Source organism: Mycetocola miduiensis (assembly GCF_900115155.1).
Taxonomy (GTDB): domain Bacteria; phylum Actinomycetota; class Actinomycetes; order Actinomycetales; family Microbacteriaceae; genus Mycetocola_A; species Mycetocola_A miduiensis.
Map to the genome: position 1 here is coordinate 294,927 of NZ_FOVM01000004.1, position 18,414 is coordinate 313,340.

10 protein-coding genes, 1 tRNA gene and 3 rRNA genes are annotated in these 18,414 nt (G+C 61.8%); 12 read left to right on the top strand and 2 right to left on the bottom strand.

Features of this window, described 5'->3' with window-relative positions; genetic code table 11:
- Window positions 1-140: 140 nt before the first annotated feature.
- Together BM197_RS09015 and BM197_RS09020 are read left to right on the top strand one after the other, a co-directional pair.
- Window positions 141-647: a sigma-70 family RNA polymerase sigma factor gene (locus BM197_RS09015; RefSeq protein WP_090710731.1), complete on the top strand. Its 507-nt coding sequence runs from the start codon at window positions 141-143 to the stop codon at window positions 645-647.
- Complete coding sequence (locus tag BM197_RS09020; RefSeq protein ID WP_090710732.1) at window positions 644-1,405, top strand: anti-sigma factor family protein; 762 nt, start codon at window positions 644-646, stop codon at window positions 1,403-1,405. The genes BM197_RS09015 and BM197_RS09020 overlap by 4 nt, the downstream gene beginning before the upstream one ends.
- A 17-nt stretch (window positions 1,406-1,422) precedes the next feature.
- Here BM197_RS09020 and BM197_RS09025 read toward each other — a convergent pair whose 3' ends face one another.
- On the bottom strand, window positions 1,423-2,349 hold the full coding sequence (locus BM197_RS09025) for a Ppx/GppA phosphatase family protein (protein WP_090710734.1): 927 nt from the start codon (window positions 2,347-2,349) through the stop codon (window positions 1,423-1,425).
- Window positions 2,350-2,382: 33 nt separating this feature from the next.
- Between BM197_RS09025 and BM197_RS09030 the strand changes: the two genes are divergently transcribed.
- From BM197_RS09030 to BM197_RS09045, 4 genes are all read left to right on the top strand, one after another.
- Complete coding sequence (locus BM197_RS09030) at window positions 2,383-2,892, top strand: amino-acid N-acetyltransferase (RefSeq protein ID WP_090710736.1); 510 nt, start codon at window positions 2,383-2,385, stop codon at window positions 2,890-2,892.
- A 195-nt stretch (window positions 2,893-3,087) separates the two neighbouring features.
- Window positions 3,088-7,557, top strand: coding sequence for an ExeM/NucH family extracellular endonuclease (locus tag BM197_RS09035; RefSeq protein WP_090710737.1), 4,470 nt, complete (start codon window positions 3,088-3,090; stop codon window positions 7,555-7,557).
- Window positions 7,558-7,672: 115 nt separating this feature from the next.
- Window positions 7,673-8,293, top strand: a complete 621-nt coding sequence (locus BM197_RS09040; protein WP_090710739.1) for a hypothetical protein — start codon at window positions 7,673-7,675, stop codon at window positions 8,291-8,293.
- Window positions 8,294-8,306: 13 nt separating this feature from the next.
- Entirely contained in the window at window positions 8,307-8,699 is a 393-nt protein-coding gene (locus tag BM197_RS09045; protein ID WP_090710785.1) for an SseB family protein, read from the top strand.
- Between the two features lie 12 nt (window positions 8,700-8,711).
- On the opposite strand, the gene radA is transcribed toward BM197_RS09045, so the two are convergent.
- A complete protein-coding gene (gene radA / locus BM197_RS09050) occupies window positions 8,712-10,070 on the bottom strand; it encodes a DNA repair protein RadA (protein ID WP_090710740.1) in 1,359 nt (452 codons plus the stop codon).
- A gap of 103 nt (window positions 10,071-10,173) precedes the next feature.
- Between radA and BM197_RS09055 the strand changes: the two genes are divergently transcribed.
- The 6 genes from BM197_RS09055 (at window position 10,174) to rrf (ending at window position 18,407) form a co-directional block, all read left to right on the top strand.
- A tRNA-Ser gene (locus tag BM197_RS09055) sits at window positions 10,174-10,264 on the top strand.
- 145 nt (window positions 10,265-10,409) lie between these two features.
- On the top strand, window positions 10,410-11,432 hold the full coding sequence (locus BM197_RS09060) for a DUF808 domain-containing protein (protein ID WP_090710742.1): 1,023 nt from the start codon (window positions 10,410-10,412) through the stop codon (window positions 11,430-11,432).
- Between the two features lie 90 nt (window positions 11,433-11,522).
- Entirely contained in the window at window positions 11,523-12,425 is a 903-nt protein-coding gene (locus BM197_RS09065) for a hypothetical protein (protein ID WP_090710743.1), read from the top strand.
- A gap of 599 nt (window positions 12,426-13,024) precedes the next feature.
- Window positions 13,025-14,547 (top strand): 16S ribosomal RNA (locus BM197_RS09070).
- A 456-nt stretch (window positions 14,548-15,003) separates the two neighbouring features.
- Window positions 15,004-18,134 (top strand): 23S ribosomal RNA (locus tag BM197_RS09075).
- Between the two features lie 156 nt (window positions 18,135-18,290).
- Window positions 18,291-18,407 (top strand): 5S ribosomal RNA (rrf, locus tag BM197_RS09080).
- Together the 16S, 23S and 5S rRNA genes form the textbook arrangement of a ribosomal RNA operon.
- The last annotated feature ends 7 nt before the right edge of the window (window positions 18,408-18,414 follow it).

Here is an 18,414-nt window from a genome sequence, read left to right on the forward strand (position 1 = left end):
CACGATGCGTGGCGGCGAAAGGTTCACTTCCGGTCCCTGCGGTGCGCGCAGGGAACCCGAGTAGATTGTGGCGCGACGAACTCGCCGCCCTCCGGTGAACCGAACGGGCGGCTGCCTCGTTGTTGAGTACGGAGGCGACAATGTCGACGGAACACACCGAACTGCTTCGTGCGCTGCACGACGAGCACGCCGGTGCGCTGACTCGCTTCGTCTACCACCTCACCGGCGACAGCGCCCTCGCGGAGGACGTGGTGCAGGAGACGCTGTTCCGGGCGTGGAAGCATCCGGAAATCCTCTCGCAGAGCAGGGGCTCCGCACGTGCGTGGCTGTTCACCGTTGCCAGAAACCTCGTCATCGACGACCGGCGGAGCGCGCACCACCGGCATGAACTCGCGACCGGGACGCTTCCCGAACGGTCCACCCCGGACGGGATCGACGGCGTCCTGGACGCCTGGCTGGTATCGGATGCTCTCGGCTCCCTCTCGGAAGAACACCGGGTGGTCCTCGTGCAGACCTACTATCTGGGACGTTCGGTCGCTGAGACGGCCAGCGAACTCCGGGTTCCCTCCGGAACGGTGAAGTCGCGCATGCACTACGCGTTGCGGGCGATGCGCCTCGCGCTGCAGGAAAGAGGAGTGACCCAGTGACCGGCACGCATGACCTGTATCGCGAGTGGGACGCCGCGTACGTTCTCGGTGCTTTGAGCCCGGAGGACCGACGCGCGTTCGAACGCCACCTCAGCGACTGCACGCGGTGTGAGACCGCTGTCGCGGAACTCGCCGGCATGCCCGGAATCCTGGGACTTCTGAGGGCTTCGGATGCCCGTGCTGTCGGTTCTGACGGGGATCCGCTCCGCGAGGGGACCCACCAGGCAACAACCGTGCAGCGTCTCGCAACAGCTGTCGGGGCGGAACGTCGAAAGAGGCGGCGGCTGGTGGCCGCCGGCGCGGTGATCGCCGCCGGAATTCTCCTGACCGCCGGAATCGTTCTGGGCGGGACGGTTTTTGCCTCCCGCGTCGACGAAGCCATCCCCGCACCATCGAGCACGCCGTCGAGCAGCGTCCCAGCGGACGTCCTCGAGATGACGCCGCTTGCCTCAGGGACTCTGACGGCAGAGCTGACGGTGACGCCGAAGCGGTGGGGAACCCTGCTGGCGTGGGAATGCCGATACGGCGGCACCTCCTGGACCGATCCCGCCGGCGGCCCGGTCGAGTCACCCCAGTACGCACTCGTGGTGACCAGGTCCGACGGCACCGAAACGGCGGTCGCCACCTGGCGGGCAGCCGGAAAGCGCGCGGGCGAACTTGCGGCGGCAACGAGCATCCCGGCCGACGACATCCGCAGTGTTGACATCCGCACGGTGTCGGGGAACCAGCCTCTGGCGCGGGCCACGCTGCGTGGTTGACCAGATCGCTCGAGAGGTCAGGCGAGCCGGTCGAGGTAGCGCAGCAGCACGCCTTCCCGCGTCGCCCACGGCGAAACGTCGAGTTCGCGCACGTTGAACGCCGCCATCGCCTCGCTCAGGACGATCCCGCCGGCGACGATCTGGAACGTCCGATCCGTCGTGATCCCCGGCAGGGCCGGCCGCGAGTCCGCTGGAATCTGGGCGAGCCGTGGAACCCAGTCGTCGAGACGGTTCCGGCGGAGGGTGAGACGGTCCTCCTCGCCGACACCGTCGGTCTCCGAACCGGCGAGGCGGGCGAGCGAACGAATCGTCTTGGATGAGCCCACGATCTGTCCGGGTTTGCCGAGTCCTGAAAACTCGGATCGTGCCGCCTCCAGCACGCTCCTGGCATGGTCGCGGAGGGAGTTCTGCTGCGCCTCGGTCGGCGGGTCGTTGTGCAGGAACCCGATCGTCGAGCGTCCGGCGCCGAGGGGGAGCGAGAGCGCGACCTCGGGTTCCTCGTCCTTCCCCAGGGCGATCTCCAGCGAACCACCGCCGATGTCGAACAGCAGGATGTTGCCTGCGGACCATCCGTACCAGCGGCGGACCGCGAGGAAGGTGAGCCTGGCTTCCTCCTCGCCGCTCAGAACGTGGAGGTCGATGCCGGTCTCGCGTTTGATCAGTGCGAGCACCTCCGGGCCGTTCGTCGCCTCGCGGACGGCTGACGTCGCCATGGGGAGCAGTTCGTCGAGGTTGCTCTCCTTCGCGATCCTCGCGGCATCCCGAATCGCCCCGACGAGCGATGACACCCCTTCGTCCGTGATCGAGCCGTCGGAATCGATGTATCGCATCAGCCGCAACACGGATTTGTGCGACGCTTCGGCAACGGGGCGCGCTCCGCTGTGAGCATCGACGATCAGCAGGTGGACGGTGTTTGAGCCCACATCGAGCACTCCGAGTCGCATACCCACAGGGTACCGCTCGCTAAACTTGCGCTCATGTCGCACCCCGAATACACCGTCCGTCGCGCCCGCACCTCCGATGTCGCCGCTATCCGGACGCTGATCGAGCCCCTCGTGGCCGAGCGCATCCTGCTCGGCAAGGAACGTGTCGTCTTTTACGAGTCGGTTCAGGAATTCCGCGTGGCAGAGGCATCCGACGGAACGCTCATCGGCTGCGGGGCGCTGCACGTGATGTGGGAGGACCTCGGCGAGGTGCGCACCCTGGCCGTCGCTCCCGCCTGGCTCGGCACGGGAGTCGGTCGCGCGCTCCTTGAGCGGCTCGAAGCGGATGCCCGTGAGCTCGGGCTGTCGCGCCTGTTCTGCCTGACCTTCGAGGTGTCTTTTTTCACCCGCAATGGCTACGGCGAGATCGGCGAGGGCGTCATCGACCCGGAAATCTACTCGGAGATGGTGCGTTCCTCCGACGAAGGAGTCGCAGAATTCCTCGACCTCGCTCGAGTAAAGCCGAACACGCTCGGAAACTCTCGAATGCTGAAACGCCTCTAATCTGCTCATTTGTTGTCACTCTTGTGGGGGTACTTGGGCGTGGATAGTTTTTACTAACTGTTTACCCCTCGGGTGAATCGGCGTCATGCAGCAGCCCTAGCGTTACGAGTGTTGCTGCCGCTGTCCCCGGCCTGTGCCGCAATGGAGCGCACTGCCGGTGCGCCGTTCAACCGTCGCATGAACTTCGGGAGACCAATGTTGCTGTCCAAGCGCCTCTGGCGTACCACCGCCTTCGCATCACTCGTCGGTCTCGCGGCCGCGCCTCTCGCGGTGCTTCCCGCTTCGGCCAGCGTCGACGGCACAGGGGTGGTGATCAATGAGGCGTATCTCTCCGGCGGAAGCGCTGGGGCAGCCTTCAAGAACAAATTCGTCGAGCTGTACAACCCGACCGATGCCGCCATCGACATCAGCGGCTGGTCGCTGCAGTACCGTTCCGCCGGGGCATCAACGGCGTTCACCGGCGTCGGCGCCCTGACCGGGACGATCCCGGCTGAGGGCTACTACCTCGTGGCAATGAACAGCAACGGCACCGCCGGTGCGGACCTTCCGACCCCGGACGCCACAACCGGCGTGACCCCGAGCGGCACGAACGGTACCCTCGCCCTCGTCTCGTCCAGCGCGGCGATCGCTCCAGCCCCCGGCTCGGTCACCGCGGATCCCGCCGTCGTCGACCTGCTCGGCTACGGCACCTCGAACACCTTCGAAACGGCAGCGGCCACATCGCCAGCAGGAAACACCGACGTCAAGAGCGTCACCCGCACCGCGTTCGCCGACACCAACAACAACTCCGCCGACTTCACTCTCTCCGCGGCAATCACGCCGCAGAACTCACCCGGAACCGCGCCCATCGACCCCGTGGACCCGGTCGACCCGGTCGATCCGGTGGACCCGCCCGCCGGACCCGGCGCAGTGACGATCGCGGACATCCAGGGGACCGGAGACGCCAGCCCGAAGGCCGGCACCGCCGTCACCACAACCGGCGTCGTCACCGCGGCATACTCAACCGGCGGCTTCGCCGGTTACTACCTGCAGACTCCGGGCACCGGCGGTACAGGCGTCGGACAGACGGCATCCGATGCGCTCTTCGTCTACTCGCCGAGCACCGTGGCATCCGTCGCAGTCGGTCAGTACGTCCAGGTGACCGGCACGGTCTCCGAGTACTTCGGACTCACCCAGATCACCGTCGCCGATGCCGCCGGGCTCAGCCAACTCGATGCCTCGAGCGTCGTCGCACCCGTCGCAGCCGTGATCGGCTACCCCAAAACGGCCGCCGAACGTGAACGTCTCGAGGGAATGCTGATCGCCCCTGCCGGCGACTTCACGGTCACCGACGTCTTCAACACGAACCAGTACGGCGAAATCGGGCTGGCCGCATCCACGACCCCGCTCGTGAATCCGACGGTACTCGGCGCTCCCGGCACACCCGAGAACGCGGCGGCAGCGACCCGGTTCGACACGGAACTTGTCACCCTCGACGACGGCTCCACGATCAACTTCCTCAGCACAGCGAACGGGGGAGCGAACAAGAAGTTCCCTCTCCCGTACCTGTCACAGGATGCCCCGGTGCGGGTCGGAGCTCCCGTGGCATTCACGGCGCCGGTCATCCTCGACTACCGCAACAACAACTGGAAGTTCCAGCCCACCACGCATCTGACCGCTGAGAACGCGGGCACCGTACAGCCGATCACGTTCGGGAACACCCGTACCCCCGCGCCGGAGGACGTCGGCGGCGACATTTCGCTCGCGACCTTCAACGTGCTCAACTACTTCGCCACTACCGGCGCAGATCGCACCGGATGCACGTACTACACAGACCGCGCGGGCAACCCGATCACGGTGAACAACTCGGATGCTGCAGGTTGCGGTGTACGGGGTGCGGCGAACGCCGAAAACCTCGCCCGCCAGCAGGCGAAGATCGTCACGGCGATCAACGCGCTTGACGCGGACATCGTCTCCCTCGAGGAGATCGAGAACTCCGCCGCCGTCGGTAAGGATCGCGACTTCGCCCTCGGTGTCCTCGTCGACGCTCTCAATGCCGACGCAGGCAGCGACGTCTGGTCGTTCGTGCCGTCACCGGAAGCAGTGCCCGCCGACGAGGATGTAATCCGCACCGCCTTCATCTTCAAAGCGGCGACGATCGACACCGTCGGCGAGAGCCGGATCCTTCTCGATTCGCCGGCCTTCACGAACGCCCGGGAGCCCAACGCGCAGGCGTTCAAGCCAGCCGGATCAGCGAACGCTGAGACCTTCCTCGTCATCGCCAACCACTTCAAGTCGAAGAGCGACGGCGGAGCGACAGGGGACAACGTCGACTCCGGTGAGGGCGCATACTCCGGTGACCGCACTCGCCAGGCCACAGCGCTTGTCGCCTTCGCCGACCAATTCAAGACTGAGCTGGGCACAGAAAGAGTCTTCCTCACCGGAGACTTCAACTCGTACGCCAAGGAATCGCCGATCGCCGTCCTCGAGAGCGCCGGCTACGTCAGCCAGGGCGCCAAGACCGGTGAGCACACCTACCAGTTCGGCAAGGCCGTTGGTTCACTCGACTATGTGTTCGCGTCTGAAGAAGCAGACGCCTCGGTCACCGGCGCAGACATCTGGAACATCAACTCGGTCGAATCGATCGCCCTCGAGTACTCGCGGTACAACTACAACGCGACGAACTTCTACTCCGAGGACGTGTACCGGTCGAGCGACCACGACCCGATGATCATCGGGATCGACGCCGCTGCGACGACGTCGACCGTCAACCTGCTGAACATCAACGACTTCCACGGGCGGATCGACGCCAACACCGTGAAGTTCGCCGGAACAATCGAGTCGCTTAAGGCACAGTTCGGACCGGGCCAGTCGTTGTTCCTCTCGGCAGGTGACAACATCGGCGCCTCGCTGTTCGCTTCGTCATCCCTTCAGGACCAGCCCACCATCGACGTGCTGAACGCGCTCGCCCTTGCGGCCAGTGCCGTCGGCAACCACGAATTCGACCGGGGCTATGACGACCTCGTCGACCGAGTGATCAACGGGGGGCAGAACGCCCGACTCGAGTACCTCGGCGCTAACGTCTACCAGAAGGGCACGACAACCCCCGCCCTCGACGAGTACGCGATCTTGGAAGTCGACGGAGTCGACGTCGCCGTGATCGGAGCCGTAACCCAGGAAACCCCGACCCTCGTTTCACCCGCAGGCGTTGCGGACCTCGACTTCGGCGACCCCGTCGAAGCCGTGAACCGGGTCGCAGCCCAGCTGACGGACGGCGACGAGGCGAACGGTGAAGCGGACGTTCTCGTGGCGGAGTACCACGAGGGATCCGGCCTGCCCAACGGCTCAACGCTTGAACAGGCGATCCTCGCAGGCGGCGCCTTCGCCGACATCGTGTCGAAGACGACCGCCGAGGTCGACGCCATCTTCACCGGCCACACCCACATGGAGTACGTGTGGGATGCTCCTATCCCCGGAGTTCCCGGCGAAACCCGTCCGATCGTGCAGACGGGCAGTTACGGTGCGAACATCGGCCAGATCGTCCTGACCGTGGACAAGACGACCGGCGATGTCACGAACTACGAAGCACGCAACGTCCCCCGGCTCACGACGGCCGATGCTGACCTCATCGCGGCGTACCCGGCCGTCGCCGAGGTCGACCGAATCGTCAAGGCGGCGATTGCGGAGTCGAACGTGATCGGGCAGCAGGTTGTCGGAAGCGCCACCGCGCCGATCACGACCGCATTCGCCAACGGAGCCAGGGATGACCGCGCATCGGAGTCGACGCTCGGCAACTTCGTCGCTAACGCGCTCGTCGACTCGCTCTCATCAGCCGACCGCGGCGGTGCCGAGATCGGCGTCGTCAACCCAGGCGGACTGCGCGCGGACATCGACACGGGTGACATCACCTACGCCGAGGCCAACGCGGTCCTGCCGTTCCTTAACAACCTGTGGACGACATCCCTCACCGGAGCTCAGTTCAAGATCATGCTCGAGCAGCAGTGGCAGACCAACGCCGACGGAACCATCCCAACCCGCTCCTACCTCCAGCTCGGTCTTTCGGACAACGTGACGTACACCTTCGACCCCGCTAGGGCGCAGGGCGACAGGATCACGAGCATCACGGTGAACGGGGCTCCGATCGACCCGGCGGCGTCGTACCGGATCGGATCGTTCAGCTTCCTGCTCCAGGGCGGAGATAACTTCCGGATCTTCACCGAGGGCACCGACACCCGCGATTCGGGTCTCGTTGACCGGGATGCCTGGATCGCTTACATCACCGCCAACAGCCCCGTCTCACCGAGCTTCGACCGTCGTTCGGTTCAGGTCACCGGCATTCCGACCGGTCCAGTGACCGAGGGCAGCACCGTGACGCTGAACCTCTCGAAGCTCGACCTGACCTCGCTCGGCAGCCCGGTGAACACCCTCGTCACCGCCGCCGTCGACGGAGTCGTCGTGGCGACCGCCCCAGTCTCCGCCGGAGCAGCGACTGTGTCGTTCACGGTTCCGGAGGGCGCAGGCACCAAGACGGTGACGATCACCGCGCAGGAGTCCGGAACAACGGTCACCGTGCCGCTGACCGTCACAGCAGCAGAGCAGCCGACTCCGCCGACGCCGATTGAGAAAGTGGTTGAGATCATCAAGAAGGTCATCAGCTGGCTCTCGAAGCTGTTCGGCTGGAGGTGAGTCTGAGCTCCTGAGCCGAGTCCCGGCTTCGAAACGTCGACCCGCGGAGGGACGCAATCGCGACCCTCCGCGCGTCTTCGTGTTGCGGCATCCGACGGCTGGATATCCTGAAGCCATGTCGACCAACGAACGCAACGGGCGCGAACCGAAGAGCGTCTACGTGCGCAGGCGACTCTGGGTTCTGGCCGGATTCGTCGCCATCATCGCGATCATCGCCCTGGTGATCTGGAAGCCCGGCTCGACCTCCGGCGCCACCCAGCAGGAGAAGCCCAAAACCGAAACTTCGTCGACGGCATCAGCGACGCCGACCGCGACTCCCGGTGCAGGAGTAGCGTGCATAGAGGGCGATATCCTTGTCGAAGCGCTCACCGATAAGCCCAGCTATGCGGCGGGTGAACTTCCGCAACTCTCGCTGCGGATCACGAACACAAGCGACGCTGCCTGCGGTGTCAACGTGGGAACAGCCGCCCAGGTCTTCACCGTCAAGAGCGGCGACGAGGTGTACTGGACGTCGACGGATTGCCAGGTCGAGCCGGTTGACGCCCTGGTGACCCTCGAAGCCGGACAGGTCGTCGCCTCGACCGCGCCGATCGCGTGGGACCGGACCCGCTCCACTCCGTCGACGTGCGAAGAGGGGCGCCCGGCGGCACCCGCAGGTGGTGCCTCGTACCACCTCAGCACCGCCGTCGGTGGATTCGTGAGCGAAGAGTCCAAGCAGTTCATCCTTCAGGGCTGAGATGATAGTCAGCATGTCCTCAAAAAAGAAGCAGCCGTCGTTCCGCTCGCAGGTACTCGCGGAGGCGCTCGAGCATCAGGACATGGCCGCCGTCGCTTTTGCGCTGCGCAACGACCGCGTGATCGTGCCGCTTCTCAAGGCCGGCCAGCGCGACAAACCCACCGACACCGGCGAGGTCTGGACCTACCGGCAACCGGAATCGGGCCGGCTGGCTCTTCTGCTCTTCTCCGACGCGGCGAACAAACCCGCCGCGCTTCCGCCGACGGTCGGCCTTCAGGACGGCGTCTGGCTGCACACATTCCTGCGCACCCACGGCAGCGAAATCGAGACCGTCTTCTTCGACATCGCGGGCCCGCATCCCATGCAGGCTACGCCGGATGAGCTGCTCCGGGTGCTCGCGCTCTGAGAAACCGTCCGGTCAGAAGGCCCGATCGAGTTCCTTGTCAAAGGCGGACCCTGCGGCGTTCCTGGCTGACGTCAGTGCTTCGCGGATGCTCCCGACCGACGCATCGACAATGGTTTGATACCCCAGGCGCCGGGCTTCGCCCAGGCGCTGCTTCGCGGCGGCGACCGGGCGCACTTCACCCGCGAGGGAAATCTCTCCGAATGCGGCGAAATCGTGGGGGACAGGGTAATCGGATGCCGCCGAGGCGATCGCGATGGCGATTGCCAGGTCTGCGCCTGGTTCGGTGAGTTTCACCCCGCCGACGGTCGACACGTATACGTCCTTGTCGTGCAGTTTGATGCCGGCGCGCTGGGACAACACGGCGAGCAGCATCGCCACCCGAGACGAATCGACACCGTTGGTCACCCGCCGCGGATTGGGCATCGGGGTCTCGAGGACGAGCGCCTGGATTTCGACCGGAATCGCCCGCTTGCCTTCCATCGAGACCGTGACGCAGGTTCCGGAGACAGCTGCTCCGCGGCTGAGGAAGAGCGAACTGGGATCGGGAACCTCCGCGATGCCGTCACCGGTCATCTCGAAGCATCCGACCTCATCCGTTGGGCCGAAGCGGTTTTTCAGCGCACGGACGAACCGCAGCGAGGTATGCCGGTCGCCTTCGAACTGGCACACGACGTCGACGAGGTGTTCGAGCAGCCGTGGCCCGGCGATGCTGCCGTCTTTCGTGACGTGCCCGACGAGAAGCACGGGCAGGCCGCGTTCTTTGGCGACCCGGATCAGGGTCTGGGCAACTTCGCGAACCTGGCTAGGTTGCCCGGCGATGCCGTCAGACAGCGGACTGGACACCGTCTGGACGGAGTCGACGATGAGAAGCTGCGGTTGCACGGAGTCGATCTGGCCGAGCACCACGCCGAGGTCCGTCTCTGCGGCGAGGAAGAGGTTGTCGCTGAGCGCACCGGTTCGTCGCGCTCGGAGCTTGACCTGGTTCACCGACTCTTCAGCGCTCACATAGAGCACGCGCGACTTCGCCAGAGCTGCTTTTGCCGCGACCTCGAGAAGCAGCGTCGACTTACCGACACCGGGTTCGCCGGACAGCAGGATGGCTGCGCCGGGAACGATGCCCCCGCCAAGCACACGGTCGAATTCGTCGATACCGGTGGGCCAGTGCGCGACATCCGCCTCGGTGATCTCCGTGATCGGCCTGGCAGAGCGGTCAGCGGAGAGCGATGCCGGGGTCACCCGCTGGACGATCCCGGTTTCGACCGAGACATCGACCACAGTGCCCCACTGCTGGCATTCGCCGCACCGGCCCGCCCATTTGAGGGTCTGCCAGCCGCACTCGGTGCACTTGAAGGTCGAGGTCGGTTTAGCCATGGACCGAGCTTATCCGCGGCATCCGACACCGGGGCTGACGGGCTTCACCGGTGGAAAGTTCCTCAATTCGCGCAGGCTGCGTTGATCAACTACACTCGACCGCGGTGGCGTGTCCGAGCGGCCGAAGGTGCAACTCTCGAAAAGTTGTGTGCGTCTAAAGCGCACCGTGGGTTCAAATCCCACCGCCACCGCCAAACAGAAGGCCCCGACTCCCGGTAACGCTGGGAAGCCGGGGCCTTTGTTCTGGGCACAGTGAAGCCGCCCGTATACTCGGACCATGCCAAATCCGCGAGGCAGCAACGGTCAGCCATCCGCCCTCCAGCAGGGCGGGGGAGTTCTGTGAGCGGCGGTCTCGTCGCCCTGCTGGACGATGTCGCAGCCCTGGCCCGCATAGCGGCCGCCTCGATCGACGACGTCGCCGCCGGAGCCGCCAAGGCGGGTGCGAAAGCTGCCGGTGTGGTCATCGACGACGCCGCGGTCACCCCGCAGTACGTGTCAGGTGCGGACCCGTCGCGCGAATTGCCGATGATCAAGCGGATCTTCTGGGGCTCGCTCAGGAACAAACTCTTGATCATCCTTCCGGCGCTGCTGCTCATCAGTGCCTTCATCCCCGCGGTCATTCCGTTCATCCTCATGCTCGGTGGCACCTACCTCTGCTACGAGGGCGCCGAGAAGGTCTGGCACAAGGTTCGCGGCCACTCCGAAGCTGAGAAGGCACCTGCGGTCGAACGGGGCCCCCAGGCGGAGGCGAAGGTGACCAAAGGCGCCATCACCACCGACTTCATCCTCTCCTGCGAGATCATGGTGATCTCGATGAACGAGGTCGCGGATGAGTCACTGTGGGTCCGAGCGATCATCCTGGTCGTCGTAGCGTTTGCGATCACGATTCTTGTGTACGGTGCCGTCGCGCTCATCGTCAAGATGGACGACATCGGCCTGCACCTGACGACCAAAGACTCCGCGGGCTCACAGCGTTTCGGCGCGCTGCTCGTGAAGGGGATGCCCGCCGTGCTCGCCGCGATCACCTTTGTCGGGACGATCGCCATGCTGTGGGTGGGTGGTCACATCATGCTGCAGGGAGCGTACGACCTCGGCTGGCATGCGCCGTATGACATCGTCCACGTCCTCGAGACGCCTTTCGCCGGCATCCCGGTAGTGGGTGGCTTCCTGGCGTGGCTCGTGAACACTCTGTGCTCGGCCGTCCTCGGTCTCGCGTGGGGCCTCGCCGTTCTGGCGATCCTGCACCCGCTGCTGAAAGTGCTGCCGTTCGGCAAGGAGAAGGGCGGACACGCAGAGGGCGACATCCGCGCCGAGCTCGCCGGCTATCGGCCGACGAAATCCAACGTCGATTCTGCCCCGTAGCTCGCAGAGCCCCCGAAGCCTCAGGTTGCGGGGGCTTTCCACTTTTCGCGCGGCCGGATCGCCGCTGAAGATCACGCGTAGACTGGCGCGGTGACTGATGCTTCTCCTGTTCTCGGACTCCTGCTCGACGTCGATGGCCCGATAGCCAGCCCGATCACCCGGAGCATCCAGGTCCCGAGCATTGCGCGCGACCTAGTCGAACTGGCCAACGGCGGGGTACCGATCGCGTTCAATACGGGCCGATCCGACGCCTTCATTCGCGCCGAAGTCCTGCCCCAGCTGATCGCAGGCGGGCTCAGCGGCGACGCACGCGTCTGGGCCATTTGCGAAAAGGGCGCCGTTGTCGCCCGCATCACCCCGGCCGGATTCGGGGAGATCGACGTGGATGGGTCGCTGGCCCTCCCGCCGGAATACGGGGAGGCCATCCGCGACCTCGTTTCGACATCGTATGACGACCTCGTGTTCTTCGATGAGACCAAGCGGGCCATGGTGTCCGTCGAACAACGAATGGATGTTTCTGCTGAGGAGTTCGCGGCTCGACGGGAAGCTTTCGATTCCGATGCGGCCGCCCAGCTCACCGCACACGGTCTGGGCTACGAGTGGGGAGACGACACCGTCCTGGACGCATCCGGGGCTACGCCGTTCCGGATCGACCCCACGATCATCTCGACCGACATCGAATCGGTGAGACTCGGCAAGGACCTCGGCGCGAGTAAATTCCTCGCCCTGCTCGAGGCCGACGGCGCCGGCATGCCGCAGTCGTGGCGCACACTTGGCGATTCACGAACCGACTACGCCATGGCGGATTGGCTGCACGGCGAGGGACACGACGTCGTGCACGTCGATGTGCGCCCAGCGGACGGTGTGCCCGAGACGCCATACCCGGTACGGCACCACAGCACCCTGATCCACGACGACGCCGGGGCTCTCTATCTGGCCGCGTGGGTGCGGATGCTGCGCGGCGAAGCGACCGACGACCAAGCCGTCCGCTAGCCGCGGGCGACGCGAGATCCGCGGAATTCCGGGCGAGCACAGCGCGACACGCCCGGGCCGCAGCCCGAATTTGCGGGGCGTCCGGATCGAACGTAAAGTTCTTACTTGTCACCCCAAAGGTGCGGCAGAGCGGAACAGCTCGCCGGCCTCATGCGGGACCAAATCCAGGTAAAAGAACAGGCGCTCTTGAGTGTCGGCGTTCACTGCCTTAGGATTAACAACCTCCACTCGAACAAGCTGAAGCAATTCAGGCGGTCGATTTGGTGCGCCGACTCTTAGTCGGAGCGCAAAACGGCCGATTTGACAAGAACTTTTCGAGTGGTAAGTTAGAGAAGTTGCCCTGCGGAGCAGCCCGAGAGGGTGAAAAGCAGGAGCATCCGATCCTTGAGAACTCAACAGCGTGCACAATGTCAAATGCCAAATACCCGGCAACTCAACCTTTTCTGGTTGGGTTACGGATTCCTTTGGAAAACATTTAAACAACAAAGCAAGTCAGTAATGATTTGTTCTGTCAGTTTCAAACTCGCGGTTTCTGAACCTATTCCGGTTCGTTACCGCAAATAATGTGCCGGCACTTTCGGGTGTCGTGCGATTAAACATTTACGGAGAGTTTGATCCTGGCTCAGGACGAACGCTGGCGGCGTGCTTAACACATGCAAGTCGAACGATGAAGGAGAGCTTGCTCTCTGGATTAGTGGCGAACGGGTGAGTAACACGTGAGTAACCTGCCCTTGACTCTGGGATAAGCGTTGGAAACGACGTCTAATACCGGATACGACCAGCCTCGGCATCGAGTGTTGGTGGAAAGAATTTCGGTCAAGGATGGACTCGCGGCCTATCAGGTAGTTGGTGAGGTAATGGCTCACCAAGCCTACGACGGGTAGCCGGCCTGAGAGGGTGACCGGCCACACTGGGACTGAGACACGGCCCAGACTCCTACGGGAGGCAGCAGTGGGGAATATTGCACAATGGGCGAAAGCCTGATGCAGCAACGCCGCGTGAGGGACGACGGCCTTCGGGTTGTAAACCTCTTTTAGCAGGGAAGAAGCGAAAGTGACGGTACCTGCAGAAAAAGCACCGGCTAACTACGTGCCAGCAGCCGCGGTAATACGTAGGGTGCAAGCGTTGTCCGGAATTATTGGGCGTAAAGAGCTCGTAGGCGGTTTGTCGCGTCTGCTGTGAAAACCCGAGGCTCAACCTCGGGCCTGCAGTGGGTACGGGCAGACTAGAGTGCGGTAGGGGAGATTGGAATTCCTGGTGTAGCGGTGGAATGCGCAGATATCAGGAGGAACACCGATGGCGAAGGCAGATCTCTGGGCCGTTACTGACGCTGAGGAGCGAAAGGGTGGGGAGCAAACAGGCTTAGATACCCTGGTAGTCCACCCCGTAAACGTTGGGAACTAGATGTGGGGACCATTCCACGGTCTCCGTGTCGCAGCTAACGCATTAAGTTCCCCGCCTGGGGAGTACGGCCGCAAGGCTAAAACTCAAAGGAATTGACGGGGGCCCGCACAAGCGGCGGAGCATGCGGATTAATTCGATGCAACGCGAAGAACCTTACCAAGGCTTGACATATACCGGAAACGGCGAGAGATCGTCGCCCCGCAAGGTCGGTATACAGGTGGTGCATGGTTGTCGTCAGCTCGTGTCGTGAGATGTTGGGTTAAGTCCCGCAACGAGCGCAACCCTCGTTCTATGTTGCCAGCACGTAATGGTGGGAACTCATGGGATACTGCCGGGGTCAACTCGGAGGAAGGTGGGGACGACGTCAAATCATCATGCCCCTTATGTCTTGGGCTTCACGCATGCTACAATGGCCAGTACAAAGGGCTGCAATACCGTAAGGTGGAGCGAATCCCAAAAAGCTGGTCCCAGTTCGGATTGAGGTCTGCAACTCGACCTCATGAAGTCGGAGTCGCTAGTAATCGCAGATCAGCAACGCTGCGGTGAATACGTTCCCGGGCCTTGTACACACCGCCCGTCAAGTCATGAAAGTCGGTAACACCCGACGCCGGTGGCCTAACCCTTTATTGGGAGGGAGCCGTCTAAGGTGGGATTGGTAATTAGGACTAAGTCGTAACAAGGTAGCCGTACCGGAAGGTGCGGCTGGATCACCTCCTTTCTAAGGAGCATGTGCACCCGCGTCCCTGTTTACAGGACGCAGTAGTGGTGCCAAGTCAGTTCAGGAGCAAATGTTTCCTGCTGGCGCTCATGGGTGGAACATTGACATTGATGCGGATCGGTTCGATCCGGTATGAGTACGCCCAGGCTTTGGTTTGGGAAGGAAAGCACCGGCCGGCACGGTTCGCATGTTGCACGCTGTTGGGTCCTGAGGGACCGGAACATGATCACGGAAGTGGTTGTGGACTGTACCTCTGGACCTTCTCCTGTTCAGCAGACACATCAGTGGCTGGATGGGGTGGGTACCGCCCGTACTTTGAGAACTACACAGTGGACGCGAGCATCTTAGATTTGAACATCTAATGTTCAAATCACAGAAACAATTAGCTCTGAACTTCGGTTCAGAGTTCATTGGTCAATTTTTCCGAAACGATAAATTCGATTCAAACTCATGTGATTGCAAGTTTCTAAGAGCAAACGGTGGATGCCTTGGCATCTGGAGCCGAAGAAGGACGTAGTAATCTGCGATAAGCCTCGGGGAGCTGATAAACAAGCTTCGATCCGAGGATTTCCGAATGGGGAAACCCCGCCAGGCGGCGCAAGTCGACCTGGTGACTCCCGCCTGAATATATAGGGCGGGTAGAGGGAACGTGGGGAAGTGAAACATCTCAGTACCCACAGGAAGAGAAAACAACAGTGATTCCGTCAGTAGTGGCGAGCGAAATCGGAACAGGCTAAACCGAGCATGTGTGATACCCGGCAGGGGTTGCATGTTCGGGGTTGTGGGACTTCTCAGTACTGGCTGCCGCTGGTACGGCGTTACAGAGCGTTATAGACGAACAGGATTGAAAGCCTGGTCAGAGAGGGTGCGAACCCCGTAGTCGAAATGACGTGATGGCGCGAGAAGTATCCCAAGTATCACGGGGCCCGAGAAATCCCGTGTGAATCTGTCAGGACCACCTGATAAGCCTAAATACTCCCAGATGACCGATAGCGAACAAGTACCGTGAGGGAAAGGTGAAAAGTACCCCGGGAGGGGAGTGAAATAGTACCTGAAACCGTTTGCTTACAAACCGTTGGAGCCTCCTTGTAGGGGTGACAGCGTGCCTTTTGAAGAATGAGCCTGCGAGTTAGCGATATGTGGCGAGGTTAACCCGTGTGGGGTAGCCGTAGCGAAAGCGAGTCTGAATAGGGCGATTCAGTCGCATGTCCTAGACCCGAAGCGAAGTGATCTATCCATGGCCAGGTTGAAGCGCGTGTAAGAGCGCGTGGAGGACCGAACCCACTTAGGTTGAAAACTGAGGGGATGAGCTGTGGATAGGGGTGAAAGGCCAATCAAACTTCGTGATAGCTGGTTCTCTCCGAAATGCATTTAGGTGCAGCGTTGCGTGTTTCTTACCGGAGGTAGAGCTACTGGATGGCTAATGGGCCCCAAAAGGTTACTGACGTCAGCCAAACTCCGAATGCCGGTAAGTGAGAGCGCAGCAGTGAGACGGTGGGGGATAAGCTTCATCGTCGAGAGGGAAACAACCCAGACCACCAACTAAGGTCCCCAAGCGCGTGCTAAGTGGGAAAGGATGTGGAGTTGCACAGACAACCAGGAGGTTGGCTTAGAAGCAGCCACCCTTGAAAGAGTGCGTAATAGCTCACTGGTCAAGTGATTCCGCGCCGACAATTTAACGGGGCTCAAGCACGCCACCGAAGTTGTGGCATTGACGTTTTAGGTAGGCCGCACATTTAGTGTGTTGGTCCAGCCATGTTGATGGGTAGGAGAGCGTCGTGTGGCCAGCGAAGCGGCGGTGTAAACCAGCCGTGGAGGCCACACGAGTGAGAATGCAGGCATGAGTAGCGAAAGACGGGTGAGAAACCCGTCCTCCGAAAGACCAAGGGTTCCAGGGCCAGGTTAATCCGCCCTGGGTAAGTCGGGACCTAAGGCGAGGCCGACAGGCGTAGTCGATGGACAACGGGTTGATATTCCCGTACTGACGAAGAACCGCCCAAGCTAATCCAGTAATGCTAAGTGTCTGAATCCCAGTGATTGATCCCTTCGGGGTGAGACTCTGGGCCTAGCGCACGACCCTATGCTGGTGCGGTTAGCGTATTAACAGGTGTGACGCAGGAAGGTAGTCGGTCCTGGGCGATGGTTGTCCCAGGCCAAGGTTGTAGGCCGAGAGATAGGCAAATCCGTCTCTCACACAGGCTGAGAACTTAAGGGGAGCCCGCAAGGGCAAGATCCGATGATCCTATGCTGCCAAGAAAAGCATCGACGCGAGGTTCAAGTCACCCGTACCCCAAACCGACTCAGGTGGTCAGGTAGAGAATACCAAGGAGATCGAGAGAATCGTGGTTAAGGAACTCGGCAAAATGCCCCCGTAACTTCGGGAGAAGGGGGGCCTGACACGTCAACGGATTTACTCCGGGAAGCGTGGTAGGGCCGCAGAGACCAGTGGGAAGCGACTGTTTACTAAAAACACAGGTCCGTGCCAAGTCGCAAGACGATGTATACGGACTGACGCCTGCCCGGTGCTGGAAGGTTAAGAGGAACGGTTAGCCGTAAGGCGAAGCTGAGAATTTAAGCCCCAGTAAACGGCGGTGGTAACTATAACCATCCTAAGGTAGCGAAATTCCTTGTCGGGTAAGTTCCGACCTGCACGAATGGCGTAACGACTTCCCAGCTGTCTCAACCGCGAACTCGGCGAAATTGCACTACGAGTAAAGATGCTCGTTACGCGCAGCAGGACGGAAAGACCCCGTGACCTTTACTACAGCTTGGTATTGGTGTTCGGTGTGGCTTGTGTAGGATAGGTGGGAGACTGTGAAGCCGGCACGCTAGTGTCGGTGGAGTCGTTGTTGAAATACCACTCTGGTCATATTGGATATCTAACTTCGAACCGTAATCCGGTTCAGGGACAGTGCCTGGTGGGTAGTTTAACTGGGGCGGTTGCCTCCTAAAAAGTAACGGAGGCGCCCAAAGGTTCCCTCAATCTGGTTGGCAATCAGATGTCGAGTGTAAGTGCACAAGGGAGCTTGACTGTGAGACTGACAAGTCGAGCAGGGACGAAAGTCGGGACTAGTGATCCGGCAGTGGCTTGTGGAAGCGCTGTCGCTCAACGGATAAAAGGTACCTCGGGGATAACAGGCTGATCTTGCCCAAGAGTCCATATCGACGGCATGGTTTGGCACCTCGATGTCGGCTCGTCGCATCCTGGGGCTGGAGTAGGTCCCAAGGGTTGGGCTGTTCGCCCATTAAAGCGGTACGCGAGCTGGGTTTAGAACGTCGTGAGACAGTTCGGTCCCTATCCGCTGCGCGCGCAGGAAATTTGAGAGGATCTGACCCTAGTACGAGAGGACCGGGTTGGACGAACCTCTGGTGTGTCAGTTGTTCCGCCAGGAGCACCGCTGATTAGCTACGTTCGGGATGGATAACCGCTGAAAGCATCTAAGCGGGAAGCCGGCCTCAAGATGAGATTTCCACGCCTTCGGGCGAGAGGCTCCCAGCTAGACTACTGGGTTGATAGGCCGGATGTGGAAGAGAGGACTAACGACTCTCGGAGCTGACCGGTACTAATAAGCCGATAACTTGATAATCAAACCCACCCTTGAGGTGGGAGCATGAACTTTGTATCGAAGTTTCGTGAAAAATACTGCTTGCGTCCACTATGTGGTTCTCGATGTACGGTCGAGAACCGAACACACACACTTGATGTGTTGTTCGATTCAGTTTTGACATACGTCACTAATTGTTTCGGCGGCCATAGCAAGAGGGAAACGCCCGGTCACATTCCGAACCCGGAAGCTAAGACTCTTTGCGCCGATGGTACTGCAGGGGGGACCCTGTGGGAGAGTAGGACACCGCCGGACTTAACTT